At 70.5% G+C, this 26,528-nt stretch carries 23 protein-coding genes; 8 read left to right on the top strand and 15 right to left on the bottom strand.

The window, feature by feature from the left end; translation table 11 throughout:
• Nucleotides 1–13 precede the first annotated feature (13 nt).
• The 6 genes from JOF29_RS39980 to mraZ all read right to left on the bottom strand — a co-directional run bounded on the left by JOF29_RS39980 (nt 14) and on the right by mraZ (nt 7,526).
• Entirely contained in the window at nt 14–1,405 is a 1,392-nt protein-coding gene (locus JOF29_RS39980) for a UDP-N-acetylmuramoyl-tripeptide--D-alanyl-D-alanine ligase (RefSeq protein WP_209699498.1), read from the bottom strand.
• Nucleotides 1,402–2,952, bottom strand: a complete 1,551-nt coding sequence (locus JOF29_RS39975; RefSeq protein ID WP_307863932.1) for a UDP-N-acetylmuramoyl-L-alanyl-D-glutamate--2,6-diaminopimelate ligase — start codon at nt 2,950–2,952, stop codon at nt 1,402–1,404. The genes JOF29_RS39980 and JOF29_RS39975 overlap by 4 nt, the downstream gene beginning before the upstream one ends.
• Before the next feature lie 68 nt (nt 2,953–3,020).
• Entirely contained in the window at nt 3,021–4,802 is a 1,782-nt protein-coding gene (locus JOF29_RS39970) for a peptidoglycan D,D-transpeptidase FtsI family protein (RefSeq protein WP_209699496.1), read from the bottom strand.
• 424 nt (nt 4,803–5,226) lie between these two features.
• Nucleotides 5,227–5,895 carry a cell division protein FtsL gene (gene ftsL / locus JOF29_RS39965; protein ID WP_209699495.1) on the bottom strand — a complete coding sequence of 223 codons (669 nt, stop codon included), beginning with the start codon at nt 5,893–5,895 and terminating at the stop codon, nt 5,227–5,229.
• Entirely contained in the window at nt 5,895–6,860 is a 966-nt protein-coding gene (gene rsmH / locus JOF29_RS39960) for a 16S rRNA (cytosine(1402)-N(4))-methyltransferase RsmH (RefSeq protein ID WP_209699494.1), read from the bottom strand. The genes ftsL and rsmH overlap by 1 nt, the downstream gene beginning before the upstream one ends.
• A 234-nt stretch (nt 6,861–7,094) precedes the next feature.
• Nucleotides 7,095–7,526 (bottom strand): division/cell wall cluster transcriptional repressor MraZ, encoded by a 432-nt coding sequence (gene mraZ, locus JOF29_RS39955; protein WP_209699493.1) that lies wholly within the window; start codon nt 7,524–7,526, stop codon nt 7,095–7,097.
• Nucleotides 7,527–8,096: 570 nt separating this feature from the next.
• Between mraZ and JOF29_RS39950 the strand changes: the two genes are divergently transcribed.
• The 3 genes from JOF29_RS39950 to JOF29_RS39940 all read left to right on the top strand — a co-directional run bounded on the left by JOF29_RS39950 (nt 8,097) and on the right by JOF29_RS39940 (nt 12,792).
• Nucleotides 8,097–9,035: an AAA family ATPase gene (locus JOF29_RS39950; protein WP_372446431.1), complete on the top strand. Its 939-nt coding sequence runs from the start codon at nt 8,097–8,099 to the stop codon at nt 9,033–9,035.
• A gap of 3 nt (nt 9,036–9,038) precedes the next feature.
• Nucleotides 9,039–10,325, top strand: a complete 1,287-nt coding sequence (locus JOF29_RS39945) for a DUF58 domain-containing protein (protein ID WP_209699491.1) — start codon at nt 9,039–9,041, stop codon at nt 10,323–10,325.
• A gap of 115 nt (nt 10,326–10,440) precedes the next feature.
• Nucleotides 10,441–12,792, top strand: coding sequence for a transglutaminase TgpA family protein (locus tag JOF29_RS39940; protein ID WP_209699490.1), 2,352 nt, complete (start codon nt 10,441–10,443; stop codon nt 12,790–12,792).
• Nucleotides 12,793–12,851: 59 nt separating this feature from the next.
• Here the strand turns inward: JOF29_RS39940 and JOF29_RS39935 are convergent, their stop codons facing one another.
• From JOF29_RS39935 to JOF29_RS39910, 6 genes are read right to left on the bottom strand one after another with little or no spacing between them, the layout of a single operon-like run.
• Nucleotides 12,852–13,388: an SCO2097 family morphological protein gene (locus JOF29_RS39935; RefSeq protein ID WP_245359893.1), complete on the bottom strand. Its 537-nt coding sequence runs from the start codon at nt 13,386–13,388 to the stop codon at nt 12,852–12,854.
• A 19-nt stretch (nt 13,389–13,407) separates the two neighbouring features.
• Nucleotides 13,408–14,154: a methyltransferase domain-containing protein gene (locus tag JOF29_RS39930; RefSeq protein WP_209699489.1), complete on the bottom strand. Its 747-nt coding sequence runs from the start codon at nt 14,152–14,154 to the stop codon at nt 13,408–13,410.
• Nucleotides 14,155–14,208: 54 nt separating this feature from the next.
• The gene (locus JOF29_RS39925) at nt 14,209–15,420 is read right to left on the bottom strand and encodes a DUF480 domain-containing protein (protein WP_209699488.1); all 1,212 of its coding nucleotides are present in this window, start codon (nt 15,418–15,420) and stop codon (nt 14,209–14,211) included.
• A gap of 10 nt (nt 15,421–15,430) precedes the next feature.
• Nucleotides 15,431–15,658 (bottom strand): hypothetical protein, encoded by a 228-nt coding sequence (locus JOF29_RS39920; protein ID WP_209699487.1) that lies wholly within the window; start codon nt 15,656–15,658, stop codon nt 15,431–15,433.
• Between the two features lie 28 nt (nt 15,659–15,686).
• The gene (locus JOF29_RS39915) at nt 15,687–16,160 is read right to left on the bottom strand and encodes an SAV_6107 family HEPN domain-containing protein (RefSeq protein ID WP_209699486.1); all 474 of its coding nucleotides are present in this window, start codon (nt 16,158–16,160) and stop codon (nt 15,687–15,689) included.
• Nucleotides 16,157–16,570 carry a DUF6504 family protein gene (locus tag JOF29_RS39910; RefSeq protein WP_209699485.1) on the bottom strand — a complete coding sequence of 138 codons (414 nt, stop codon included), beginning with the start codon at nt 16,568–16,570 and terminating at the stop codon, nt 16,157–16,159. Before JOF29_RS39910 ends, JOF29_RS39915 begins: the two co-directional genes overlap by 4 nt.
• Nucleotides 16,571–17,018: 448 nt before the next feature.
• Here JOF29_RS39910 and JOF29_RS39905 point away from each other — a divergent pair, with 448 nt between their 5' ends.
• Nucleotides 17,019–17,489, top strand: coding sequence for a YbaK/EbsC family protein (locus tag JOF29_RS39905; RefSeq protein WP_209699484.1), 471 nt, complete (start codon nt 17,019–17,021; stop codon nt 17,487–17,489).
• Here JOF29_RS39905 and JOF29_RS39900 read toward each other — a convergent pair.
• Nucleotides 17,482–18,219: a nucleotidyltransferase domain-containing protein gene (locus JOF29_RS39900; protein ID WP_209699483.1), complete on the bottom strand. Its 738-nt coding sequence runs from the start codon at nt 18,217–18,219 to the stop codon at nt 17,482–17,484. The genes JOF29_RS39905 and JOF29_RS39900 overlap by 8 nt on opposite strands.
• 10 nt (nt 18,220–18,229) lie before the next feature.
• Nucleotides 18,230–20,161: an N-acetylmuramoyl-L-alanine amidase gene (locus tag JOF29_RS39895; protein ID WP_209699482.1), complete on the bottom strand. Its 1,932-nt coding sequence runs from the start codon at nt 20,159–20,161 to the stop codon at nt 18,230–18,232.
• A gap of 162 nt (nt 20,162–20,323) precedes the next feature.
• Between JOF29_RS39895 and JOF29_RS39890 the strand changes: the two genes are divergently transcribed.
• From JOF29_RS39890 to JOF29_RS39875, 4 genes are all read left to right on the top strand, one after another.
• Nucleotides 20,324–20,920, top strand: a complete 597-nt coding sequence (locus JOF29_RS39890; protein ID WP_209699481.1) for a DUF4126 domain-containing protein — start codon at nt 20,324–20,326, stop codon at nt 20,918–20,920.
• Nucleotides 20,913–22,220, top strand: a complete 1,308-nt coding sequence (locus JOF29_RS39885; protein ID WP_209699480.1) for a phytoene desaturase family protein — start codon at nt 20,913–20,915, stop codon at nt 22,218–22,220. Before JOF29_RS39890 ends, JOF29_RS39885 begins: the two co-directional genes overlap by 8 nt.
• Nucleotides 22,221–22,322: 102 nt before the next feature.
• Nucleotides 22,323–24,548 (top strand): HelD family protein, encoded by a 2,226-nt coding sequence (locus JOF29_RS39880; protein ID WP_209699479.1) that lies wholly within the window; start codon nt 22,323–22,325, stop codon nt 24,546–24,548.
• A 37-nt stretch (nt 24,549–24,585) separates the two neighbouring features.
• Nucleotides 24,586–25,992 carry an alpha/beta hydrolase gene (locus tag JOF29_RS39875; protein WP_209699478.1) on the top strand — a complete coding sequence of 469 codons (1,407 nt, stop codon included), beginning with the start codon at nt 24,586–24,588 and terminating at the stop codon, nt 25,990–25,992.
• On the opposite strand, the gene JOF29_RS39870 is transcribed toward JOF29_RS39875, so the two are convergent.
• Nucleotides 25,989–26,528, bottom strand: coding sequence for a SixA phosphatase family protein (locus JOF29_RS39870; protein WP_209699477.1), 540 nt, complete (start codon nt 26,526–26,528; stop codon nt 25,989–25,991). The genes JOF29_RS39875 and JOF29_RS39870 overlap by 4 nt on opposite strands.

The raw sequence follows: 26,528 nt of genomic DNA, 5'->3' as shown, positions 1-26,528 counted from the left end.
AACAGGATCGTGATCACTGCTGTGCCTCCACCAGGGCGTCCGCGAGGCTGCGGAGTTTGGCCGCCTTCGAGGACTTCACCAGTACGACGTCGCCCGCGCGCAGCTCTTCGCGCAGCAGCTCGAGCGCCTCGGGGATGGTCTCGACGAACGTGGACTCGTTGCCCCAGGAGCCTTCCAGCGACGCACCGAGATGCATCGGTTTCGCGCCCGCGCCGACCACGACCAGCCGGTTCACGTCCAGCCGGACGGCCAGCCGGCCGATCGCGTCGTGCTCGGCGCCCGAGGTGTCGCCGAGCTCGAGCATCTCGCCGAGCACCGCCCAGGTCCGCGCGCCCCGGGAGCGGCCGATCGCGACCAGCGACTTGAGCGCGGCACGGGTCGAGTCCGGGTTCGCGTTGAACGCGTCGTTGATGATCGTGACGCCGTCCGCACGCTCCGTCAGCTCCATCCGTGCGGCCGACACCCGCCGCGCGGCGTTCAGCCCGTCGGCGATTTGCTCCGGCGTCAGCCCGGCCGCCAGCGTGGCAGCCGCGGCGGCGAGCGCGTTCGAGACGTGGTGCTCACCGATCAGCTGCAGCTGTACGGCGGCGTTGAAGTCGCCGATGTGCAGCGTGAACGCCGGGCGGCCCTCGCCGTCGACCTTCACGTCCGTGGCGCGGACATCCGCCTCGGGCGCCTCGCCGAACGTCAGCACCTTCTCCGGCGTCCGGCTCCGCATCGCCGCCACCCGGTGGTCGTCGGCGTTCAGGACCGCCGTACCGTCCGGCTTCACAGCCTCGATCAGCTCGCCCTTGGCGATCGCGATGTTGTCCTGGGACCCGAACTCGCCGATGTGCGAGGTGCCGACGTTCAGCACCAGGCCGACCGCCGGCGGCGTGATCCCGCACAGGTACGTGATGTCGCCGGTGTGCCGGGCACCCATCTCGGCGACCAGGTACTTCGTGTCCGGCGTCGCCTGCAGCGCGGTCAGCGGGTGGCCGAGCTCGTTGTTGAACGAGCCCTCCGGGCAGACGGTCTCGCCGTACGGGCTAATCAGCTGGCCGATCAGGTCCTTGGTGCTGGTCTTGCCGGTCGAACCGGTCAGGGCGATCACGGTCAGGCCGGGCAGCCGGCCGATCACCAGCCGGGCCAGGTCGCCGAGCGCACGCTCCGCGTCGTCGACGACGATGCACGGGCTGCCGTCGACCGGTCGGGTGGTCAGCGAAACCGTCACGCCTGCCGCGGTCGCCGTACCGACGAAGTCGTGACCGTCGACGCGCTCGCCGGCCAGCGCGACGAACAGCCCACCGGGGCCGGCCTCCCGCGAGTCGATCGTGACCGCGCCGTCGACGACGGCCGCAGGGTCGACCCCCACCAGCGCGCCGCGGACGATGTCGGCGATCTCGCCGCAACTGACAGGGATCACCGATCTGCCTCCAACAGCTCACGCACGGTTTCGCGGTCGTCGAACGGGTGGATCACACCACCGACGTCCTGGCCTGTCTCGTGGCCCTTTCCGAGTACGACGACGGTGTCCCCCGGGCCGGCCAGCCGGATCGCCGACGCGATCGCCTGCCGGCGGTCTCCGACCTCGTGCAGGTTCACCTCCGGTACGGCGTCGCGGGCGCCCGCCAGCGCGGCGGCCCGGATCGCGGCCGGGTCCTCGCTGCGCGGGTTGTCGTCGGTGACGATCACCACGTCCGCCGCCTTCGCGGCCTCGGCGCCCATCGCGGGCCGCTTCCACGGGTCCCGGTCGCCGCCGCAGCCGACGACCGCGAACAACCTGCCCTTGGTCGCGCCGCGAGCAGCCTTCAGCGCCAGCGCGACCGCGTCCGGCGTGTGCGCGTAGTCCACGATCACCGCCAGCCCGTCCTCGCGGGTGAACGTCTCCATCCGCCCCGGCACGCTCGCGGTCCGCAGCCCGGCCGCGATCGCCTCCGCCGGGACGCCGAGCTGCCGCAGCATCGCGGTCGCGAGCAGCGCGTTCGCCACGTTGAAGTCGCCCGGCAGCCCGATCTCGACCGTCAGCGTCTCCCCCGGGCCCTGGATGTCGAGCACCGTGGTCCCGTGCTCGGAGCGGTGCCGGTGCGTGACGGTCCAGTCCGCGTCACCCTTCGCCGACACGGTGACCAGCGGTACGACGGTCTGCGCGGCCAGGCGGCGCCCGTACTCGTCGTCGATCGTCACCACCGCGACATCACAGCGCTGCGGGGTGAACAACGAGGCCTTCGCCTGGAAGTACTCCTCGAACGTCTTGTGGAAGTCCAGGTGGTCCTGCGTCAGGTTCAGGAAGCCCGCGACCGCGAACCGCGCGCCGTCGACCCGGCCCATCGCCAGCGCGTGGCTGGACACCTCCATGGCGCACCACTCGACGGCGTGCTCGCGCATCACCGCGAACAGCGCCTGCAGGTCGGTGGCCTCAGGTGTGGTCCGGACGCTCTTCACGACCTCGTCGCCGACCCGCGTCTCGATCGTCCCGATCAGCGCCGCCGGGCCGAGCCGCCGCAGCACGGAATCCAGCAGGTAGCTCGTGGTGGTCTTGCCGTTGGTGCCGGTCACCCCGATCAGCCGCAGCTCGCTGGTCGGCTCGCCGTAGATCCGGGAGGCGACCGCGCCGAGCACGCTCCGCGGCCGGTCGACGACCAGCACCGGGAGACCGGTTGCCGCGGCGCGCCCGGCACCGGACGGGTCGGTCAGTACGGCGACGGCGCCCGCTTGCCGGGCCTTCGCGACGTACTCCGCACCGTGCGTGACCGCACCGGGCAGCGCGGCGTACAGGTCGCCCGGAAAGATGGAACGCGAGTCGAGGGATACGCCGGTCACGTGCACATTCGCAGGCACCTGCGCGGCTGCCGGCGACTCTGCCGGAGCTTGTGCGTGGGCGACGTTCGCGAGGTCGGCGAGGCCGACCGGCACGACGTGCCGGGGCCGGATCGCTGCGACCGCGCCGCCGGCGGCGGTAGGGGTGGACACGGGCCCTGAGGCTACCGCCACGGACCCTGTGACTCCTACCTGACCCTGCGTCACCAACTGCTGGTTCATCACCAGGTCAGCGGGATGGTCGGCTGCGCCGCCCCGGTCGGCGGGACGACGTACTTCTGCAGCGCGTAGCTCATCACGTCTCGGAACACCGGTCCTCCTTGGAGACCACCACCCCGGGCACCCTGGGGATCGTGCAGTACGACGTACGTCACGAACCGTGGGTTGTCGGCCGGGGCAAATCCGGCGAAAGACGTCGCCCAGGCGCCGTACTTGCCGGTGCCGGGGACGACCTGCTGCGCCGTACCGGTCTTGCCGGCCACAAGGTATCCGTCGATCGCGGCCAGCGGGGCGGTGCCCTTCTTCGCGGTCACCGACTCCATCATCGTGGTGACCTCCTTGGCTGCCTTCTCGCTGACCACCCGGCGGGCCGGTGCGGTCTGGTTCGGGGTCAGCGTGCCGTCGGCCTGGATGTAGTTGCGGATCAGCTTCGGCGGCTCGTAGACACCGCCGTTCGCGACCGCGTTCACCGCGGCGGCCTCCTGTACGGCGTTCACCGACAGGCCCTGGCCGAACGCGACGTTCGACCGGGTGATCTCCGGCCACTCGTCACCCGGGGCCAGCCGGCCGTTGGTCTCGCCGGGGAAGTTCAGCCCGGTCGGCTCGCCGAAGCCGAAGTCGTGCAGGTACTTCACGAACTGCGGGATCGGCATCCGGTGCGAGACCATGATCGTGCCGACGTTCGACGACTTCGCGATCACCCCGGAGATGGTCAGGTTCATCGTGTTGTGCGCCCAGTGGTCCTTGATCGTCCGGCGCTGTACGTCGATCGTGCCGGGCACCTGGAGCTTGGTGTTCAGGTCGATCTTCCCGGCGTCGGCGAGGGCGGCCATCGTGACCACCTTCTGCACGCTGCCCGGCTCGTAGCTGCGCTGCAGGGCGGTGTTGCTCAGGTCCGCCGAGGTGTACGGCTTGTTCGGGTCGAACGACGGGTAGTTGGCCAGCGCCAGCAGTTCGCCGGTCTTCACGTCCAGCACGACCACGGTGCCCGCGCTCGCCTTGTACTGCTGGACCGCCTGCTGGATCCGCTTCTCGGCGAAGAACTGCAGGTCGGTGTCCAGGGTCAGCTGCAGGCCGATGCCGGGCTTCGGCTCCTGGACGGTGTGGTTCGCGTTCGGGATCTGGTTGCCGTTGGCATCGACCTCGTAGACCGCCTTGCCGTCCTGGCCGGACAGCTTGTCGTTCAGGCCGTACTCCAGCCCGGACTGGCCCTTGCCCTCCTTGCTGGTGACACCGACCAGGGTGGCCGCGATGCTGCCGTTCGGGTGGCTGCGGATCGGGTTCTCCTCGGTGTACAGCCCGCCCAGCAGCGTGGCCTGCTGCTCCTGCGGCTTGCCCCTGTTCTGCTTACTGATCGGCAGGTTCGCGGCCTTGATCTCGGCCTGGATCGCGCTCCACGTGGTCGGGCTGACCTGGCGCGCGACGTAGGCGAACCGGCCCGGGCCGGACATCGACTTGATCAGGTCGGCGACCTTCGTACCGGGCAGCTTCGGGGCGAGGATCGCGGCCAGCTGTTGCGCGACCGGCTTGGTCTGCTTCGGGTCGGCGGTGATCGCGACCGCGTCCTCGGTGACCGCCAGCTCGACGCCGTTACGGTCCTGGATGGTGCCGCGATCGGCGTGCAGGATGAACGCGCGCGCGTTCTCCTTGGTCGCCGCGGCCGCGTAGCTGTTCGGGTCGACGCCCTGCAGGAGCACCAGCCGGCCGGCGAACAACGACAGTACGAACGCCATCACGCCAAAGGTCAGCCGCAGCCGCAGCGCAGGCCGCCCCAGCCGCAACATCCGCGGCGCCTTCCGCACCTTCCGCTTCGCAGGCCGAGCCTGAGGCCGATTCTGCGGAGGCCGCTTCTTCCCAGAACCCTTCTTGACAGCCTTCTTAGCCCCCACGGGCCGCGGCCCGGCAGCCTTCTTAGTACCGACAGACTTCTTCGCGCTGACAGGGCGCGGCGTGCCTGCAGCCTTCTTGGCCGGCGCCTTCCGAGCCGCCTGCGCACGTGGCGCGGACGCACTCGCGCGTGTTGCCTTACGCTCCTCCTCCGCTTGGCGGAGGAGGCGGTCTCGGGTGGACTCGGGGCGCTGGGGGGTGTTGCGGGCACTGTCTGTAGCGGACGGGCGACGGGGCTGAGCCTTGCGGGGTGGATTGCCCCTACCTGGTTCGGTACCACGTTTGCGTGGCGGCTCGTTTCCCCGTCGGTCCGTCATCCGATCATCCCCGTGTGGTCGTGGCGGGCTTCGTCGTGGCCGGCGGCTTGGTGCCGGCCGGCGGCTTGGTCGTGGTTGTCGTGTGCCCGGTTGCCGTGTGCCCGGTTGCCGTGTGCCCGGTTGCTGTGTGCGTGGTCGCGGTCCCGGTCGTCGGCTTGACCGGTGTCACCGGTTTGACGGGCGTCACCGGCTTCACCGGTTTGACCGGGGTGACCGGCTTGGCTGTCGTCTTGGCGGTCGGCGTCTGCTGGCCGAACATCGCCGTACCGGCCCCGGCCTTGCCTTCCGCCGGTACGCCGAGCACGCGCCCGTCGGACAGCCGCAGGAACACCGGGTTCGGGTTCGGCACCATGCCCATCCGCAGGGCCCGGTCGGACAGGTTCTGCGGCGACTCCAGCGCCCGCACCTGTTTCTCCAGCTGCTGCTGCTGGTCGCGCAGGTCGTTCGCCTGGCTGTTCAGCTTGGTGATGTCGAAGGTCCCGCTCTGCAGCTGCGTGTTCAGCAGCAGCAGACCGACCAGCCCGGCGGCCAGCAGCGACACCACGAAGATCACGAACGGCATCCGCGGCGGCCGGAACGGTGCGCCGTACACCACCCGCAGCCGCGGCTGCTCCTTCTTCGCAACAGGGGCCGGCGTCACCCGCGCTTTCTGCGGGCTGAAGACGGTACTCATCAGGCCACCAGTCCCTTCTCCCGGATTCGCTCGGCCGCCCGGACGCGAGCGGAGGCGGCGCGCGGGTTCACCGCGACCTCCTCCTCGGTCGGCCGTTCGGCGCCCCGGGTCAGTAGCTTCAGATACGGTTCGTGCCCGGCCGGGATCACCGGCAGGTCGTCCGGTACGTCGGACTTCGTGCCCGGCGCGAACGCCTGCTTGGTGATCCGGTCCTCGAGCGAGTGGTAGCTCATCACCACGATCCGGCCGTGCAGCGCCAGCGCACCGAGCGCGGCCGGGAGCGCGCGACGCAGTACGTCGAGCTCTCCGTTCACCTCGATCCGGAGCGCCTGGAAGGTCCGCTTCGCCGGGTGTCCACCGGTCCGCTTGCCGGCCTGCGGGATCGCGTCCCGGACCAGCTCGGACAGCCGCGCGCTGTTCGTGAACGGCTCGGCCGCCCGCTCCCGGACGATCCGGTCCGCGATCCGGCGGGCGAACTTCTCCTCGCCGTACTGGAACAGGATCCGGGCCAGGTCGGCCGCGCTGTACGTGTTCACGATGTCGGCCGCGGTGGTCCCGCCGGTCGGGTCCATCCGCATGTCCAGCGGCGCGTCCTGTGAGTACGCGAACCCGCGGTCGGCCTCGTCCAGCTGCATCGACGAGACGCCCAGGTCGAACAGGATGCCGTCGATCGCCGGTACGCCGAGATCCGCGAGCGCCCGCGGCAACTCGTCGTACACCGCGTGCACGAGGGTGATCCGCTCGTCGTACGGCGCGAGCCGCTCGCCGGCCAGCCGCAGCGCGTTCGGGTCCCGGTCGAAGCCGATCAGCCGGACCTCGGGGAACGCCCGCAGGAACGCCTCCGAATGCCCGCCGAGGCCGAGGGTCGCGTCGACGAAGACAGCGCCGGGACGCGCGAGCGCCGGTGCCAGCAGCGCGACCACGCGCTCCAGCATCACCGGCACATGCCGCTCCGCAGCGTCCATCTCGACCCTTCCCGTCAGTTCCTGCACTGCGGGAGCGACCCTGCCCCCGCAGGTCATGTGGTGTGCGTGGGTAGACAGCACCGTCCGGTCAGATCGCGGGTACGCCTTCCGGGGAAGTACCTGCTCGGTCTTGGCGCCGGGGAAGTGACGCCAACACTCCAGGTCGGAAGTCGGACCCGTGATCTCACCGGACGGTCGGTGTGTCTCGGTCCTCGCACACTGTTCAGCTTTGCTTCAGAAGATGCCTGGCAGTACTTCCTCGGACAGGTCGGCGAACGCCTGCTCCTGCTCCGCGGAGTACCGGTTCCAGTTCTCCGTGTTCCAGATCTCCACCCGGTTCATCGCCCCGATGACGACGCAGTCGCGATCAAGTCCTGAATAGTCACGAAGCATCGGTGGGATGGTGACCCGGCCCTGCTTGTCCGGCATCTCGTTGGAGGCGCCGGCGAACAACATCCGTAGGTAGTCCCGCGCACCCTTGTTGGTGATCGGAGCCTGCTTCAACTGCTCGGTCAGCTGGACGAACTCACGCTCCGGCCACACGGACAGCGATCGCTCCTGCCCTCGTGTGATCACCAGACCGTCGGCCAGCTCGTCGCGGAACTTCGCCGGCAGGAACAGCCGCCCCTTGTCGTCGAGCTTGGGGAAGTGAGTTCCGAGGAACACGCTCCACCTCCCCGTTGCGGACTCTCCGACTCCAGGCGAGTGCTTTCCACCACTTCAGTTCCACTGCGCTCCACCTTACTCCACTTTCCACCACCGTCAACCAACTTCCGCCCCATTCCGACCCCGTGCCGCCCCCGTGCCGCCTCCGTGCCGCCTGAATCCACGCTCGGCACCCGCGTGTCGCTGCCGCCTCAACTGCCCTCCCGAACCGGCGTGTGGAGCGGAATGGAGGACCCGGTGGAGGAAAGTGGAGGACGGTCGGCAGGTAGGCGATGAACCATTCGTTGTGACGAGCCGTGAACCAGGTACCGATTCGTGGCGTCGTACGCCCCGCACGCTTCTTCCGTCCCCGTACGCTGGGAGGACCGCCATTTGTCTCGCACCGAGACCGACCCGCCGTAAGGGCGTGCGCCGATGAACACCGAAACTCCAGGTAACGAATATCGGCCCGGACTGGGCCAGACCCCTACAGCGGGTGAGAATGTGTCGGCAGTCAACGAATGGGGAGGCATCGGAGTGAGCACCACCGCGACCAGCTCGCCGCTGGCAGGAGCCGGGGACTTCGACGAGCTGTCCGAGGTCGCGGGCCGCGTCCGCCGGGCCATGGAGCAGGTGATCGAGGGCAAACCCGACGTCATCGAGGTCGCCATCACGGTTCTGCTGGCCGAGGGGCACCTGCTGATCGAGGACGTGCCGGGCGTCGGCAAGACGATGCTGGCCAAGGCGCTGGCGAAGTCGATCGACTGCACCGTGCGGCGGATCCAGTTCACGCCGGACCTGCTGCCGTCGGACATCACCGGCGTCTCGGTCTTCAACCAGGAGATCCGCGACTTCGAGTTCAAGCCGGGCGCGGTGTTCGCGAACATCGTGGTCGGTGACGAGATCAACCGGGCCTCGCCGAAGACCCAGGCCGCGCTGCTGGAGTCGATGGAGGAGCGCCAGGTCACCGTCGACACCACGACGTACAGCCTGGAAGCGCCGTTCATGGTGATCGCGACGCAGAACCCGATCGAGATGGAGGGCACGTACCCGCTGCCCGAGGCACAGCGCGACCGGTTCATGGCGCGGGTGTCGATGGGCTACCCGGAGCCGGCCGCCGAGCTGCGGATGCTGGACGGGCACGCGGCCGACGACCCGCTGGCGATCCTGCAGCCGGTCACGGACGGCCAGCAGATCCTCCGGCTGGTCAAGACCGTGCAGTCGGTGCACGTGTCGGAGTCGGTGAAGGAGTACGCCGTGGCGCTGGTCGGCGCGACCCGCCGCTCGCAGGAGCTCCGGCTGGGGGCCAGCCCGCGGTCGACGCTGCACCTGGTCCGGGCGGCGCGGGCGGCGGCTGCTCTCGACGCCCGCGAGTTCGTGCTGCCGGACGACATCCAGGAACTGGCGGTACCGGTGCTGGCGCACCGCGTGCTGCCGGCGGCCGAGGCGCATCTCGGTGGGCGCGGCGCGGCCGACATCATCGCCGGGCTGGTGGCCAGCGTGCCGCTCCCCCGTAGTCGTCGGGACTGAGACATGCGGCAGGCACTGCGCGGACTGACCACCAGAGGGCGGGCGTTCGTCGCTGCCGGGATCACTGCGTCGCTGTGCGCGTTGCTGCTCGGCCAGAAGGACCTGCTGCGCGTCGGCATCCTGCTGGCCGCGCTGCCGGTGGTGGCAGCGCTGGTCGTCGGCCGGACGCGGCTGCGGTTGCAGGTACGCCGCAGCCTCGCGCCGGACCAGGTCCCGGTCGGAACGCAGGCGACGGTCGAGCTGACGCTGAGCAACCAGGGCCGGATGCCCGCGGGGCTGCTGCTGCTCGAGGACCGGATTCCTTACGTACTGGGCCACCGGCCGCGGTTCGTCGTCGACCGGGTCAGCCCGAACTGGCGCCGTACCGTCACGTACCCGGTCAAGTCCGACGTCCGCGGGCTGTTCCAGGTCGGGCCGTTGATGCTGACGGTCGCGGACCCGTTCGGGCTGGTGGAGACGAGCCGGACGTTCACCCGCAGCCAGCACCTGCTGGTGACGCCGCGGGTCTACAAGCTTCCCGAAGTACGGCTGGGCGCTGACCGGGCCGGCTCCGGCGAGAACCGGCCGCGGGCGATCGCAGCTGCCGGTGAAGAGGACGCGACCGTCCGCGAGTACCGCGACGGCGACGACCTGCGGCGGGTGCACTGGCGGTCGACCGCGCGCCGCGGCGAGCTGATGGTCCGCCGCGAGGAGCAGCCGTGGCAGAGCCGGTGCTCGCTGTTCCTGGACGCACGGATGATCTCGCACCACGGGCACGGGCCGTCGTCGAGTCTGGAGTGGGCGGTCAGCGCGGTCGCGTCGATCGGCATCGACCGGTTGCGCCGCGGGTACGTCACCACGATGCTCGGCGGGCCGACCACGCTGTCCGCGATCACGCACCGGACGTCCGCCGCGGTCCACCAGCCGCTCAGCCAGCAGCAGTTGCTGACCGAGTGCGCGACCGTCGAGGAGCACAAGTACGCCGAGCTCGGTCCGCTGCTGAGCGTCGACCGGCACGCGCAGGAGCCGAGCCTGGTGATCGCCGTCCTGGGCGCCTGCAGCATCGATGACGTCATCGCCCTGAACCGGTGGCGGACCAGCCAGGCGACCGGTGTCGCGCTGGTGCTGGACGCGGCCAGCTGGGCGGTCGGCGCCGAGGCGACCGAGAAGGCGGCCCGCCTGACCGCGGCCACGGACGCCACCGACAACGAACTCCGCCGCAACGGCTGGCGAGTAGCCAGAGTCCGCCGCGGCGACCACCTCCCCACTGTGTGGTCAGGCCTGGGCCTGAGGAGCGGACGTATCGCATGACAGCACATATGCCCCGACTCCGTCGCGGCAGGTCATCGGGCTGTTGCTCCCGGCCTTCCCTCGTCGCTCCGGTCGCTTCGCTCCCTCCGCTCCTCAGTCCAGGCCGGGAGGCCCGATGACCGGTCACGCAAGGATCTCCATTGCCGCGTGGGGCGCGACCGCGCTCGGGTCGCTGGTGCTGACGCCGGTATTCTCCGGGCCGTTCGTGTTCGTCAGTGCGTTCCTGTGTGCGCTGATCACCGGCGTCGGCGTCCTGCTGCAGAACCTGCGCATCCCGCGGGTCGTCGTACCGATCGTCCAGCTGCTGGTGCTGACCGAGCTGCTCTCGCTGTTCTTCCTGCACAGCACGATGAAGTTCGGGCTGTTCCCGTGGAAGGCGACGGCGATCGAGTTCAACTCGCAGCTGGTCGACGCGATGGACTCGATCAACCGGTTCAGCGCGCCGCTGCCGCAGGACCCGCACCTGACGCTGTTCGCGGTGACCGTGATCTCGGTGACCGGGTTCCTGATCCACGTGATCGCGGTCCAGCTCCGGCAGGCGGCGTGGTCCGGCCTGCTGCTGCTGATCATGTACACGGTGCCGGCCGCGACCGTGCACGGCGGGCTGCCGTGGCTGCTGTTCATCCCGCCGGCGATCGGCTACATCGTGCTGCTGTCCTCGGAGGGACGGAGCCGGCTGAGTCGCTGGGGCCGGCGGATCTCGGGCGTCTCGCACCTGGACGCGGCCGAGCCCGTGGAGGCGTCGGCGCTCGGTCAGGCCGGCCGCCGGATCGGGCTGACCGTGGTCGCGATCGCCGCGCTGCTGCCCGCGTTGCTGCCCGCGTTGCCGGAAGGTGTGCTCGGCAACGGCCTGGCAGGCGGCAGTTCCGGCACCGGGACCGGCGCGTCGATCTCGTCGACCAACCCGATGCTCGACATGGGCCGCAACCTCAAGCGCGGCGAGAACGTGGTCGCGCTGACCTACAAGGGCGGCCCGTCCGGCGGCAGCTACCTGCGGCTCACCGCGCTCGACCTGTTCGACGGCAACACCTGGCAGATCGCGCCCCGCGGCCAGGAGAACAAGCTGAACGGCGACCTGACGCCGCCGCCCGGTTTCACCGGCGACCTGTCGAACGTCCCGCAGACCACGATGGACATCAGCGTCACCCGGGACCTCCGCTCGCAGCTCGTCCCGGTCCCCTACCCGCTGCACTCGATCTCGCTCAGGCAGGGCTGGAGCTACGACCCCGGCGCACTGGACGTGATGTCCAACGACGGCAGCATCGCCGCGGGCAAGGAGTACAGGCTCACGTCGTACGACCTACAGCCGACGCCGGAGCAGTTGCACGACTCGATCACCACCAGCGCTCCCGACCGGTACACGATGGTCGTACCGGAGACGACGCCGGAGAGCATCAAGCAGCTGGCCTACCGGGTGACGGCGGATGCGAAGGACAACAAGTTCGAGGCCGCCGTGCTGCTGCAGGACTGGTTCCGTACCGGCGGCGGGTTCACGTACAGCACGCAGAACGTCAAGGGCAGCGGGATGGCCGCGCTCGAGGACTTCCTGCTGACCAGCAAGTCCGGGTACTGCGAGCAGTTCGCGACCGGGATGGCGCTGATGTCCCGGATCCTCGGGATCCCGGCCCGGGTCGGCATCGGGTTCCTGCCCGGGACGGCCGGCAAGGACGGCGAGTACACGGTCCGGATGCACGACATGCACGCCTGGCCGGAGCTGTACTTCCAGGGCACCGGCTGGGTCCGGTTCGAGCCGACGCCGTCCGCCCGGGTGGCGACCACGCCAGGCTGGACCGTCCCCGCGAGCGGGACCACGACCACCCCCACCACGCCGACGACCAGCGAGCCGGCGACACCGGGCGGCAAGCAGACCGCGCCGATCGACAAGCCGCGGCACGACCCGAACCTGCCGGACCAGACCGGTACGGCGATCGGCAGCGGCAACTGGTTCCGCAACGGCGGCGGGCAGGCGATCGCCGGTGTGCTCGGCGTCATCCTGCTGATCTGCATCCCGTGGCTGGTCCGGACGCTCACCCGCCGGCGACGGTACCTGCGCCCGCCGGGACGGGCCGGGGCCGAAGGGTTGTGGGCGGAGGTCCGGGACACCGCGCGGGACCTGCACCTCGACTGGTCGGACATCTCGACGCCGCGCCAGTCCGGTCAGTGGCTGGTGTCGAAGCTCCCGGAGGAGACCCACCCGGCGGCGCGCCGGCTGGCCCGCGGCATCGAGGCACTCCGGTACGCCGGCGACTCGAACCTCGAACTGGACCTCCGCGACGACACGGCCGCCGTACGGCAGGCTCTATGGGTGCAGGCGCCCACCCGGCGCCGGTGGCGGGCACGGTTGCTGCCGCCGTCCTGGCGGTGGTACCTGAGCCGCGGCACCGCCGAGGCGTCCGACCTGCTGGACGAGTTCGACCTGCTGCTGGCCCGGCTCCGCTCCCTGCTCCTCCGGAAGCGCACTGCATAAACGGCCACACCCGGCCCGTGGGGGCGCGGGTGTGGCCGGAAGTCAGGTGGTGGGGGCCGTCAGAGGTCTTCCTCGCGGCGGCGGCGCCAGCGGTCCTCCATGCGCTCCATGAACGTGCCGGACGACTCGTGCTTGGTCCGGTGGCGCTTCGCCGGCGGAGGCGGCGGGATGTCGTCGGACTCTCCCGCGTTGCTGATCCGCTTCATGCTCAGCGCTGCGACGTACAGACAGGCCACCATCATCACGAAGCCGATGACTCCGATGACGGTGTTCGGCAGAATTGCGCCGGTCATCAGCACCACGATGCCCAGCACGAATCCAACGCCGGCGAGCACTGCCCGGCGGCGGTAATACAAGCGCACATTGGTCCCACGCATGGCGGAAACGAACTTCGGGTCTTCCGCAGCAAGGGCACGTTCGAGCTGCTCGAACTGGCGCTGCTCTTCTTCCGAGAGGGGCACCGTCGATCCCTCCATGATGAGCGCGATCTCGATAGGCCGCCTCCAGTCTAGGCCGCGCCCGCGCCACACGAAACCCTGACCGCCTGTCCAGCGCGTCACGGTCGCGCAACTGCCCGCGCGAGGTGCCGCCGCCATCACTCTGCGTTACAACCGCTCAGCGGGTGGCGAGGATGTGCAGCTGGGTGGCCAGCGCGCGGAACGCCGGGTGCTGGCTCGCCGCCCGCTCGAGCTCGGCCAGCGAATCGGCCGCGCCCGGCTCCGAGTCGACGAACGCCGACGGCACCAGGTCGGCGAACGTCCGGACACCGTGCACCGTGTGCACCATGAACCCGGCGTCGGCCAGCTGCGCCGTGATCCCGGCCTCGTCGAACCGGCGCGGCATCGGATCGGTGACGCCCCAGCGCCCGTCGGGGTCCTGTAGCGCGATCCGCGCCTCGGCCAGGTGCCCGGCGAGTGCCCGGGCGAGCACGACAGCGTTGCGCTGGGCAACGAGCAGGCTCAGTACGCCGCCCTCCCGCAGCACCGACGCCATCGCCTGCAGAGCCTGCACCGGGTCGTCGACGACCTCCAGCACCCCGTGGCACAGGACGGCGTCCGCGGTCGACTCCCCGGTCAGACCCAGCAGCTCCGCGGCATCACCCTGGACGCCGCGCACGAGTTCGCTGACGCCTTCGTCGCGGGCCCGGCGTTCGAGCGAGGCGAGCGCGTCGGGGCTCGGGTCGACGACCGTCACCCGGTGCCCCTCGACCGCCAGCGGCACCGCGAACCCACCGGTCCCGCCGCCGAGGTCGACGATGTCCAGGCCGGCACCCGGATCGGTCCGCTCCCGCGCCGCCAGCGCAACCCGCAGCGCCTCGCCGACCAACGCCGTCCGTACCCCACGCCGCCGCCGCTCCACCATCAACCCTCCAGCTCAGTGCACACCGCCGCGCCACACCCTACTGGCACGCGACGATCAGGACGGCGTACGGGCCACGACGTACAGGCGGTTGGTGGATTCGGCGCGGGGTGCGATCGCGCCACGGAGGTACCACTCGATGTCGGTCAGGCCGGCGGCTTCGAGCAGGTGGACCAGTTGGGTGGGGTTGTGCAGGACGTAGTCGAGGCTGACCTCGTGGCCCAGGAACTCGTCGACGTGGCGGACCTCGTCGCCGGCGTGCAGCGCGAGCACCAGCAGGCCGCCGGGGTCCAGCGGGCGGGTCAGCGCGACGATCGTTTCCGGCAACTCCGAGGCGGCGAGGTGGATCAGCGAGTACCACGCGAGCACCGCCGCCCAGCCGGGACTGGCCGGCGGGCGACCGAGCCGCCGCAGGTCGCCGACCTCGAACCTGAGCCGCGGGAACCGTCGGCGTGCCTCGGCAACCATCTCCGGCGACAGGTCGACGCCGGTCGCGTCCGCGTCCCGGTCGGCGAGGTACGCCGTCACGTGCCCAGGCCCGGCGCCGACCTCGACGACCGGGCGGCCGTTGGCGTCGGCGATCACCCGGTCGAGCAGCCAACGTTCGAACGGCAGCCCGTCGAGCTCGTCCAGCAGCTCGTCCGCGTACGCCGTCGCCACCGCGTCGTACGCCGAACGCACCCGCTCGTCACGGGCCGCCGTGCCGTCGGCGATCACCGTGTCGCGGTCGACCGGCTCCACCGTGGCGACGGCTTCCGCCTCGGGCACCGGGCCGAGCAGGTGGATCCAGCGGCGATCGTGCTGACCGGCGCGGCGTTCGAGCTCGCGGACGAGTGGCTCGGGACGCGCGGCCATCCGTTGCAGGCAGGCCTCGACGGCGGAGCGGTCCTCGAACCGGTGCAGCCGCTCGGTCCGGGTCCGCAACTCCCCCGGCGCCTGCGCGCCGCGGAGCAGCAGCACGGTGATCAGCGCTCGCTCGTCCTCGCCGAGTCCGAGTGTCTCGTCCAGGATCTGGTGGTACTTCAGCGTCCGGCGGCCGATGTCGACCCAGACGATCCGCAGCAGCTCGCGATCCCGCAGTCCGCGGGCGACCCGCTCGACGGCGCCCTGGTCGTAGTCCACGACCGGCTCGCGATTGCTGGCCTGGTTGCAGGCCATCCGCAACGCGTTCGCCGTCAACGGGTACGACGCCGGCACGGTCAACTGCTTCTCCAGCAAGCTCCCGAGAACCCGCTGCTCCTCACCATCCAGTACCGGAAGTCCAGTCACCCCGCCGACCTTAAATGGTGAGGGGCTCGAACGACGTGCCGTTGCAGGCTGGGCAGAGGCCGTCGGCGTGCAGGCCGGAGCCGGCGCACCGGGTGCAGAGGCCGTCGTGCCACGAGACGCCGGACAGGGACTGGTGCGGACGGGGGTAGTGGGTGTCCGGCAGGTAGCACTCGTCGCCGGTAACGGCATGGACGCGAGCGCACAGGTCCTTGCCCAGGCCTCTCGTGGTTTCGCTCACGGTCGGGATCTCCTCAACTACGGGTTGGTCAGCTCGCCTGCATCCAGGACTGGGTGAGGACGGACTGCGGGTCGGTGGTCGCGGTGAGCACCGGGCTGGTGGACAGCCGCAGGCTCGCTTCCACCTGGGTGTAGAACGTGTCGACCGCGCGGACCAGGTCGTCGGCCTCGCGGGTGCTGACGGCGCGCGCCAGCCCGGCCTCGGCAGCCGCGCGCTGGGCGGCCCCGGCGGCGAAGAACGTGGCCCACTCGCCGAACTCCGGCGCGACCTCGGCGAGCAGCACCCAGGCGTTGCGCTGCACCCGGCGGCGGCTGCCCGAGCGCACCGGGCGGGCGCGGACGGCGAGGACCGCGGCCGCGACCCGGAGCGCCGCGATGTGCGCGCTCGAGTAGCGGATCAGGTGGTCGGTGGTCTCGGTCGCCTCGGCCAGCGCGGCCCGGGCACGGAACAGCTCGCGGCTGGCCGCACCGGCCGCAGCCGGCGATACCGGTGAAACTGTCATCGGTCGGTCACCCTCTCCAGTTGCCAGCGGCCCGAGTGCGGGTCGTGGGCGAGATCGAACATCTCCTGCCGTCCGAACCGGCCGCAGCCGGCTTCCACCCGGAACACCGAGCGCTCCGGACCCCACTCCGCGTCCAGCACGCCGACGGCCGCCGAGCAGACCTCCGCGACCGTGGCCGCGTCGATCCGCGCCAGCGAGTCGCCGTCGGACGCCGGGCGGGTGGAGGCCAGCGGGTCGTGGATCCGGCCGGTGCCGATCACGCCGCGCTCCCACCAGGCGGCGGTCTCGGTCCACTGCGAGCGGACCGCGCGGACCCGCCAGAGCCGGCCGCGCCAGAGGAACTGGTCGGGGATCTGCACGCCGTCCACGGGCACCGAGTGCACCTCGACGGCGTCGTCGAACTCCCACATGCTCCATCGCCTCCTGTGTTCCACGCCCTGCTGAACGGCCGGTCCCTGGTCGGCGGCCCGGCGGGTGAGCCCGGGGTGGGGGTCGAGGTCCACCCCGGTGCCCGGCCCGCCGGGACCACCGGATTCCGATGCGGCCGCAACTCCGCACCGGAGTCGTCCAGCTGTCCGGTCCACCCCGGTCCGGCCTCCCGACGAAGCCGGGTCCGAGGCAATCGAACATCTGTTCGAACACTGGAAGCGTATCGTCGCCTGCCGGCAGTCGTCAACGGGAACCGGTGCCGGCGCGCCGGGGACCGGGACGCGGGCAGCCGCGACCGCGGGGGCGGGCATGCTGGGCACGGTTCCGGTCTCCATGACTTCATCGTGCCGGGGGCCACCGACAGTTTTCGGAAAGCCGGTTTCGGACGGGGCCCGAAACCCGGATGACAGGGCGCCTAAGCTCACCAGGGTGAGCAGTCATCCCAATGTGCAGAAGGTGGCCGACGCGCTGCAGGCGGCCGGTGCCACCGGAGAGATCGTGATCCTGGACGAGGCGGTGCCGACCGCGGCGGCCGCGGCGGCGGAGCTCGGCTGCGAGGTCGGCGCGATCGCGAACAGCCTGATCTTCAGCGGCGACGGCGCCCCGGTGCTGATCCTCACCTCGGGCGCGCACCGCGTGGACACCGCGAAGGTGGCCGCCGGGCTCGGGATCGGGAAGCTGAAGCGGGCCACCCCGGAGTTCGTCAAGGAGCACACCGGCCAGTCGATCGGCGGCGTCGCCCCGGTCGGGCACCCGGGCCGGGTCCCGACGTACGTCGACACCGCGCTGGCGCAGTACGACGTGATCTGGGCCGCGGCGGGCATCCCGCACTCGGTCTTCCCGACCAGCTACGACGAGCTGCTGAAGCTCACCGGCGGCACCGAGATCACCGTCAACTGAGCTGTTGACCCAGGACCGTGGGTATCGCGGTCCGCACGAAGCGCCGGGTCAGCCCGGCGCGGGTGTGCCGCCACCACGGCCCGATCCGGAACTCCGGCCCGTACCGGCGCCGGCGGATGTCCTCGACGACGTCCGCGGGCGCCCCGAGCCGCGGCAGGATGTCGAGCGCGGCCCGCTTGGTGATCAGGTCTCCGGTCGCCAGCGTCACGTGCGCCCGAGCGATCGTGAGCAGACTCAGGTCGACCCAGATGTCGCGGTACCACCGTTCCCGCTTCCGCGCGGCCGGCAGCCAGAAGTCGCGCAGGTCCCGGCGGACGAACTCGAACAGCTCCTCGTCGGACACCGGCGGGAGCAGTTCGGCCGGCGGCGGCCCGTAGAGCGATCGGTTGCCGATGGCAAGCTCCCGGCGGGTCACCGGCGTCACCGGCCGGTCGAAGTACCGCTGCTGGGCGAACGTCGGGTGCCGCACGGACAGGTCCGCGAGGTCCGTCATGTACGAGCAGTGCAGCTTGGCGGCCAGCGGGTCCGACCGGATCAGCTCCTGGTGTACCTCGGCGACGGAGGGCGGCGGCGGCCCGGACACGACGACGATCACGTCCAGGTCGCTGCGGCCCAGCTGGTAGTCCCCCAGCGCCAGCGACCCGTGCAGCCAGACGGCCCGGACGTCGGCGACAGTCCGTACAGACGTAACGAAGCCGTCCAGCAACGGCTGGACGGCTTCGTCGATCACGTGCGGCAGCCTAGACGGCCGGCCGTACGTCTACGTCGGCAGCCCGGACGTATGCCATCCGGTGGCCGAACCAGATCTCGTAGTACCTGTCCTTGCCGAGCACCTGTACGTGGTCCGCCGGCGCCTGACCGTTGAACGTGACAGCCCGGTAGTAGTCGGTCTCGATGCGCAGGTCAGCGACCGGGTAGGCCTGGCCCGCGCCGATCGTGTACTGCAGCGGAGTCACCGTCTGGTAAGGGATCCCGGCCGGGTACGCCGCCTGCTCCGGGTACGCCCGTCCATACACCGGCACCGACGTACGGCCCGCCTTCGGCTTCACGACCAGGCTGGGCTTGGCGAACGCGTCCGGCGCGGAGACCGGGCTCTTGAACCAGCCCTTCGCCCCGAGGTACCAGACAGCCACCCAGTCACCCTGCCGCTCCGCTACGACGTACTGCGAGCCGGCCGCCGCCCGGGAGCCCATGTCGGCCACGTCCGTCGTACCGTCCGAGCCGTCCTTGTGCAGGCCGATGTCCTTGACCAGCGGGGCGTTGTCGTCCGGCGCCTGGCGCAGGTACACGAAGTTAGTGGCCTGTGGCTTGCACGGCGTACCCGGGGCGTCGCAGTTGCTGACGACCTGGACGTTGCCCGCGAAGCCCGGCTTGATCGTGACGACCGACCCGGCCTTCACCGGCAGCACGGACTTGCCCCAGATCGGCGCGCCGAGCAGGTCGAAGTAGTGCTCCCAGTCCCAGTACGGTCCCGGGTCCCAGTGCATGCCGGCGACCGTGGACGGGACCGTGCCCGGCACCTGGTCGTGGCCGATGATGTGCGCACGGTCGAGCGGGATGTTGTTCTTCACGGCCAGGTAGCGCACCAGCTTGGCCGAGTTGCGGTAGAGCGACTCGGTGAACCAGGTGGCGCCCTGCGGCGCGAAGCCCTCGTGCTCGATGCCGATGCTGTGCATGTTCACGTACCAGTTGCCGGCGTGCCAGGCGACGTCCTTGGCCTTCACGTGCTGCCAGACGTGGCCGTCCGACGAGCGCATCGTGTAGTTCCAGCTCACGTACGTCGGGTCCTGCACCAGGTTCAGCACGCCCTGCCAGGTGCCCTCGGTGTCGTGGATGACGATGTAGTTGATCTTGCCGGTCTTCGGCCGGTTGGCGAGGTCGTGGTTGCCGTAGTCGCCCGCCGTGCCGAACTCGGAGTACGGCGCCGGCAGCCACTCGCAGCCGAGCGACGCGGGGCACTCCACGTTCGACTTGGACGGTTGTACGCCGGCCGGCAGCGACAGCTTGCTCAGCTGGGACTTGTCCGGCTTCACCGCGAGCGCCGGCATCACGATCTGCTGGCCGGTGTTGGTGGTCCGGGCGGCGCCCTTCGCCAGGATCGAGTAGACGTCGTCGGCGAAGCCGCCCGCGCCGACCTTGTCCCCGGCCTCGGCGTACGACGCCACCGCGCCGTACCAGTCGGCGGCGGAGGTGTTCGCGCCGGTCGGCAGGCCGAGCGACTTCTGGTACGACGCGAGCACCGCGGCGCCGCCGTCGATGTTGGCGGTCGTGTCGGTGCGCAGCGTAGACTGGTCGAGGCCGGTCAGCTCGGACGCCTTCTTGAGCGTCTGCAGGGACTCGGCCGTGGCCACCTTCTGCTTTCCGGACAGGTCGGCGACCTCGGAGGCGCCGAGGCCGGTGAGGTGCATCGGGCCGTACCCACCGGTGGTGCTCGGCGCGCCGGCGTGGTCGTCCCACCGGGACTCCGCGTACGACACGGCCAGCAGCACCTGCTCCGGTACGCCGTACTTCGCAGCGGCGGCGCCGTACGCCGACATACCCCTGGCGCTCGCACTGGTCGGCGCAGGCGGCTGTGACGCCTCGGCTGGTGGACTTCCCAACGACACGCCGACCAGTGCGGTCGGCAGCGCTACCGCAGCGAGTGCGGCAAGAATCTTCGGACGACGCAGCATGATGATCTCCTGAACCCGTGGGCGGGGTGCCGGTCACACAGACTGGCAGCCTAGTCACTGTGAGTCGGCCCGTCGCGGATGTCAACGGTTAACCAAAACTCACGTCGACGGGTTCGATACTGACGAAAACATGCCGGGTACCGACGGTTACGGAGTACCACGATGGAAGCGCTGCCGCTGGCGGTGACGACAGGCTGGGCCAGTGGGGTGAACGCCTATGCCTGCGTGCTGGTCCTGGGTCTGCTGGGCCGCTTCGCCGGCGCCGGCGAGGTGCCGCACGCACTGACCACGACGCCGGTGCTGATCGCCGCGGGTGTGCTGTTCGCGTTCGAGTTCGTGGCCGACAAGATCCCGTACGTCGACTCCGCGTGGGACGCGATCTCGACCGTGATCCGGCCGGCCATCGGCGCGATCCTGGCCGCGCTGATGTCCGGTCAGGCGAGCACGCTGCACCAGGCCGTGATCGCGACCACCGGCGGTCTGGTGGCGCTGCTCTCGCACGCTGTGAAGTCGAGTCTGCGGCTCGCGATCAACACCTCCCCCGAGCCGATCACGAACATCGCCGCGTCGTCGGGAGAGGATGTCGCGGTCGCCGGTGTGGTCTCGCTGGCCGCGTTCCATCCCGAGGCCGCGCTGATCATCGCCGGCGTGCTGCTGATCCTCGGGCTGATCGCGGTGTACTTCGCGTTCAGGCTGATCCGGCGCGGGTATGTCAGGTTCAAGGCGTGGCGAGAGAAACGTGGGAACAGCAGTGGCTGATGTGATTGTGGTCGGGGCCGGTCTGGCCGGTCTTGCGAGTGCTGTGCGGCTGGCGAAGCTCGGCCACCAGGTGACCATCTGCGAACGCGACGAGCACCTGGGCGGTGTGCTGGGTCGCGTAGACGCCGACGGCTTCACCTGGGACGCAGGAGCTGCCAGTACGACGCTCCCGGCTGCCCTGCGCGACCTGTTCCGTAAGAGCGGGCGCCCCATCGAGAGCCTCGTCCAGCTGGAGCCGGTGACCGAGCCACGTCGCCACATGTTCTCCGACGGCTCCGTACTCGACCTGCCGGTCAGCGACCGCGGTGCGCAGGAGGAGGCGTGGACGGACCTGGCAGGTGCACCTGTGGCCGCGCAGTGGACCAAGCTGGTCGACGCGTACGGCGACACGTGGCAACTGCTTCGGAAGACCTCGCTGGAGCCACCGCTCGAGGACAAGCTGCCGATCAAGACCATCCGCGCGCTCAAGCCTTGGCAGTCGCTGGAGAAGGTCGCACAGCGGGAGCTGACCGACGACCGCGCTCGTGCGGTACTGCGGCACTTCGCAGCCCAGGGTGGTTCGGACGCCGGCCTGACGCCCGGGTACGTCGGCGTCTGGTCGTACCTGGAGCGCACGTTCGGCCGCTGGACGATCGACGGCGGTTTCGGTGCCCTGGCCGACGCGCTGGTGCAGCGTGCCGGCGAGCGCAAGATCACCGTACGGACCAGTGCCGAGGTCGTGGCGGTCAACACCGCCGACGGCGCAGTCACCGGCGTACGGCTGTCGGACGGCGAGGAGGTACGCGCGGACATCGTGGTGACCGACATCGACCCACGGGTGCTCTACGAGTCCCTGCTGGACGACCCGGCCGCCAAGAAGGCGCGCAAGCGGATCCTGTCGACACACCAGGCCCAGGCGGCGTACGTCGTACACCTGGGGCTCAAGGACCCGGTGCCGGAGCTCCCGTTCGAGACCGTGCTGCACGGTACGCCGACTGTCGTCGTACGGACAGGCGGTACGGCGCCGGCCGGTCACCAGGCGTGGTCCGTGCTGGTCCACGGGTACCCGACCGACGACGTACTGGACCTCCTGGTCGCCCGTGGCCTGCCTGTCCGCGAGAACGTGGTCTCCCGGCAGACGTCGCCGTCCTGGTGGGCCGGTGTCGCCTGGGAGGGCTACAAGACCGCCCGCCGCCGGGCCTCCAACGTGTCGCCGGTGAAGGGCCTGTACTGCGTCGGAGCGGGCGCTCACCCGGGCTCCGGTGTGCCCGCGACCACGCTCGGCGCCGCGATTGTGGCGGACGCCATCGGGAAGGCCTGAGACCGCTGTGGGGTTGAACGACCAGGGCAACTAAGATTGGTTGTTCCTGTGTTCTGAGTCGGGCTGAGTCGGGAACTGAGCCCGGCGGTAGAGAGGACCTCGGTGGATCAAACCCCCACAACGGCCGATCACGACAACCACGACAAGGTGGAGCGGGCTGAGCTGGCGGCTGAGCAACAACACGTCGACCGGGTGTACGGCCGGGTCGAAGAAGCCGCCCGGTCCGCGTCCCGGATCGCGGTCGAAGGTCACCAGCGTGGCCAGGCGCAGAACGTCGGCCGTGTCCGCGACGAGGAGCAGACCGGTCTGTACGAGCGGGACGTGCTGGTGTTCGCGGCCGCCCGCCGGATCGCCGAGCTGGACGCGGAGCACGAGGGCCTGGTGTTCGGCCGGCTCGACTCCGACCGGGGCGACGACCAGCCGGCCGCCGCGTCCGCGGCCGACCTCGACAAGCTGTACGTCGGGCGGATCGGCGTCCGCGACGCGGAGTACGAACCGCTCGTGATCGACTGGCGGGCGCCTGCCGCCGAGCCGTTCTACCGGGCCACCCCGACCGACCGGCAGAAGGTCGTCCGGCGCCGCGTGCTGCGGAACAAGGGCGCCCGGATCGCCGGCCTCGAGGACGACCTGCTGGCACCGGAACGCGCGCCGGAGGACCTGCTGGTGATGGGCGAGGGCGCGCTGATGGCGTCGCTGTCGCGGGCCCGCGGGCACACGATGCGGGACATCGTCGCCACCATCCAGGCCGAGCAGGACGAGGCGATCCGGGCACCGGCCCGTGGCGTCACGGTCATCGGCGGCGGTCCCGGTACCGGCAAGACCGTGGTCGCGCTGCACCGCGCGGCGTACCTGCTCTACAGCGACCGCCGGCGCTTCGAGCGCGGCGGCGTCCTGGTGGTCGGACCGTCGGCCGCCTTCATGGCGTACATCGAGCGGGTGCTGCCGAGCCTCGGCGAGAACACGGTCTCGCTGCGGGCCGTCGGTGAGCTGGTCGACGGGGTGAAGGCGACTGCTGTCGACAGCGCCGCGGCGGCCGCGGTCAAGGGCTCGCTGCGGATGCGCGGCGTGCTGTCCCGCGCTGCCCGCGACCGGGTGCCGAACGCGCCGACGACGTTCCGGGTGTTCCTTGGCGGTGCGACGGTCGAGCTGGACGCGAACCAGCTCGACAACGTCCGCCGCAACGCGCTCCGGCGTACTGCTCGGAACCGCGCGGCCGCCGAGGCGCGTAAGGGTCTGATCGCCGCGCTCTGGCAGCGGTTCCCGGAGGATCTGCGGAACGGGCCGCTGGGCGACCGCGAGGCGTTCGGTGACCGCATCACCGACACCCCCGCGTTCCGGACGTTCTTCAGCCAGTGGTGGCCGGTGCTGACCGCCGAGTCGGTACTGCGCTGGCTCGGCGACCCGCGCCGCCTGCAGCGCTGGGCCCGCAACGAGCTGACCCCGAGGGAGGTCGACGCCCTCGCCACCGCGATCCGTACGACGGAGGAGTTCACCGTCGCGGACGTGGCGCTCCTGGACGAGCTGACGACGATCCTGGGCCGGCCGCCGGTCGTGGAGAACACCGACGAGGAGTTCGACTGGCTGGAAGGGCTGACCGACGGCGTCAACGAGGTGCTGACCAGCTCCGAGCGTCGAGCCCGGGCCGCGGCTGCCCGCGAGGCGGAGGAGCCGGAGGAGTACGCGCACGTCCTGGTCGACGAGGCGCAGGACCTCTCCCCCATGCAGTGGCGGATGGTCACCCGGCGCGGCCCGCAGGCCAGCTGGACGATCGTCGGCGACCTGGCGCAGAGCTCCTGGCGGGACCCGGCCGAGGCGCAGGCCGCGATGGACTCGATGCTGTCGCACCTGCAGCGGCACTCCTTCCGGCTGTCCACCAACTACCGGAACTCGGCCGAGATCTACGCGTTCGCCGGTGAGGTGATCCGGCAGTCGATCCCGGACGCCGACCTGCCGAAGGCGGTCCGCAGTACCGGGGTGGGCCCGGAGCACCGGGTATTCGACGCGGGCAAGGTCGCGGAGGCGGCCGGCGACGCGGCCGTGGAGCTGCTGCAGCTGGTCGAGGGCACCGTCGGCGTCATCGTGCCGCCGGCGCTCCGGCCGGCGGTCGACCCGGTGCTGGCCGAGCTCGGCGATCCGCGGGTGGTTGCCGTCAGCCCCTTGGACTCGAAGGGCCTGGAGTACGACGGTGTCGTGGTGGTCGAGCCGGACCGGATCGTCAGCGACACCCTGGGCGGTGTGCGCGCGCTGTATGTCGTACTGACCCGGGCGACCCAACGTTTGATTACCATCAACAGCACTACCCATTGGTTGCCCGCCCGCGACTCCTGACGCACCAGGAAGTAGCGCTTTGACCAAGGTTCTGGGCGTGGCCGTCGCTGTCGTAGCGATGGCCGCGCAACTCACTGCGCCCGCAGTTGCCGCACCGAAGCTGAAATGGGGCGAGTGCCCACCCGACTCCGGGGCGTTCCGGCAGGTGTCCTGCGCGACGATCAAGGTCCCACTCGACTACGCGAAGCCGAACGGGAAGCAGATCACGCTGACCATCTCCGGAGTCGGCAGCCTGTCCGCACCGCATGCCCTGCTGGTCAACCCGGGCGGCCCGGGCGCGCCAGGGATCGGCCTGGAGCAGATGGTGAACGCAGCGCTGCCGGAGAAGGTGGCCGAGCAGTACGCCGTGTTCAGCTTCGACCCGCGCGGCGTCGGGGACAGTACGCCAGTGAGCTGTGGTGACACCAGCAAACTGGTCAAGCACCCCGCGCTCCCCTACAAGCCGGCGAACGCGCAGGAGGAACAGCAGCGCGTGCAGCAGGCCAAGCAGATCGCACAGCAGTGCGGCCGCGACGCCAAGGACCTGCTGCCGTACATCACCACCGAGAACGCCGCCCGCGACATGGACCGGATCCGGATCGCGCTCGGCCGCGACAAGCTCGACTACCTGGGCTATTCGTACGGCACCAAGCTCGGAGCGACGTACGCGACGCTGTTCCCGCAGCACACCGGGCGGATGATCCTGAACAGCGTGGTCGACCCGCTGGTGTCGACGTACCGGACGACGTACGAGCAAGACCCTGCTTTCCAGGCACGGGCCGGTCAGATGTTCGGGTGGATCGCAGGGCAGAACAAGACGTACCACCTGGGTACGACGGCGAAGGCTGTCGCGACCGTGTGGCAGAAGGCGCGTGGCGACCTGGCGAAGAAGCCGGCCGGTGGACGGGCCGGTGCGGCCGAGCTGGACGACATGCTCGCGTCTGCGCTCTACACGGACGACCTGTGGTCGTCGCTGGCCGACGCGCTGGTTCAGTACCGGCACGGTGACCCGTCCGGGCTGCTGTCGATCACGGACCAGTTCGCGTTGCAGTCGGTGGACCCAGGGCTGCTCGCTTACAACTGCACGGACCCCGGCTGGCCGCGGAGCTGGCACGCGTGGCACTGGGACACCACGGTCGCCGATCGGCGCGCACCGCAGTTCGCTTGGATGAACACGTGGTACAGCGCGCCGTGTGCGTTCTGGCCGGTCGCCCCGGTGAAGCAGGCGCCTATCCGGTCCGCCGTACCGGTCCTGCTCCTGCAGAGCCGTTACGACCCGGCGACGCCGCTGCTCGGCGCGCGCCGGATGCGGGCGGTACTCACCGGCTCCCGGCTGCTCACCGACGACGGCGGCAACCACGCGTCGTACTTGTTCTCGAACAATCCGTGTGTCGACGGCAAGGCGGAGAAGTACCTGCTGACCGGGCAGCTACCGGCGGACGGCAACTGCCCGGCCCCCAACTAGGCGCGCGGTACGACGTACTCCACGAGGTCGGCCTCGTTCGCGGCGAGGTCGGCCCAGCGGGTGGTGAGGTGCAGGATCGCGAGTCCGGTGGTCGGATACTTCTGGGTGAGCTCGATCCGCTCCGGGCTGGTGCCGTCCAGCGCGAGCTCGTCGGCCAGCCACGGGATGCCCGGCGCGTGCCCGACCACGACGACAGTGCGGGCCTCCGCCGGGGCCTCGTGGATGACGTCCAGCAGGGCGTCGGTGTCGGCGTTGTACATCCGCTTGTCGTACCAGACGTCCTTGGCGGTGACGCCGGCCTCGGCGACGACCTTCCAGGTCTCCCGGGTGCGCTTCGACGGCGAGCACAGCACCAGGTCCGGTTCGATGCCCTGGGCAACGAGGTGCCGGCCGGCCGCGCTCGCGTCCGCACGGCCGCGCTCGGCGAGCGGGCGTTCGAGGTCCGGCAGCTCCGGATTGGTCTCCGGCGGCACTGCCTTCGCGTGCCGGAGCAGGACGAGAGTTCGGTCGATCAACAGGTCCGACGGGTCAGCCAT

The sequence above is a fragment of the Kribbella aluminosa genome (assembly GCF_017876295.1).
GTDB lineage: Bacteria > Actinomycetota > Actinomycetes > Propionibacteriales > Kribbellaceae > Kribbella > Kribbella aluminosa.
The sequence above is the reverse complement of the archived record's forward strand: the minus strand, read 5'-3'. Positions and strand labels throughout refer to the sequence as shown.

What these genes read in the sequence shown, in the direction of transcription:
- JOF29_RS39970 (WP_209699496.1), bottom strand. Translation starts at nt 4,802, where the DNA reads ATGTTGCGGCTGGGGCGGCCTGCGCTGCGGCTGCGGCTGACCTTTGGC.
- ftsL (WP_209699495.1), bottom strand. Translation starts at nt 5,895, where the DNA reads ATGAGTACCGTCTTCAGCCCGCAGAAAGCGCGGGTGACGCCGGCCCCT.
- rsmH (WP_209699494.1), bottom strand. Translation starts at nt 6,860, where the DNA reads ATGGACGCTGCGGAGCGGCATGTGCCGGTGATGCTGGAGCGCGTGGTC.
- JOF29_RS39945 (WP_209699491.1), top strand. Translation starts at nt 9,039, where the DNA reads ATGCGGCAGGCACTGCGCGGACTGACCACCAGAGGGCGGGCGTTCGTC.
- JOF29_RS39940 (WP_209699490.1), top strand. Translation starts at nt 10,441, where the DNA reads ATGACCGGTCACGCAAGGATCTCCATTGCCGCGTGGGGCGCGACCGCG.
- JOF29_RS39935 (WP_245359893.1), bottom strand. Translation starts at nt 13,388, where the DNA reads ATGGCGGCGGCACCTCGCGCGGGCAGTTGCGCGACCGTGACGCGCTGG.
- JOF29_RS39930 (WP_209699489.1), bottom strand. Translation starts at nt 14,154, where the DNA reads ATGGTGGAGCGGCGGCGGCGTGGGGTACGGACGGCGTTGGTCGGCGAG.
- JOF29_RS39915 (WP_209699486.1), bottom strand. Translation starts at nt 16,160, where the DNA reads ATGACAGTTTCACCGGTATCGCCGGCTGCGGCCGGTGCGGCCAGCCGC.
- JOF29_RS39910 (WP_209699485.1), bottom strand. Translation starts at nt 16,570, where the DNA reads ATGTGGGAGTTCGACGACGCCGTCGAGGTGCACTCGGTGCCCGTGGAC.
- JOF29_RS39895 (WP_209699482.1), bottom strand. Translation starts at nt 20,161, where the DNA reads ATGCTGCGTCGTCCGAAGATTCTTGCCGCACTCGCTGCGGTAGCGCTG.
- JOF29_RS39890 (WP_209699481.1), top strand. Translation starts at nt 20,324, where the DNA reads ATGGAAGCGCTGCCGCTGGCGGTGACGACAGGCTGGGCCAGTGGGGTG.
- JOF29_RS39870 (WP_209699477.1), bottom strand. Translation starts at nt 26,528, where the DNA reads ATGGCTGACCCGTCGGACCTGTTGATCGACCGAACTCTCGTCCTGCTC.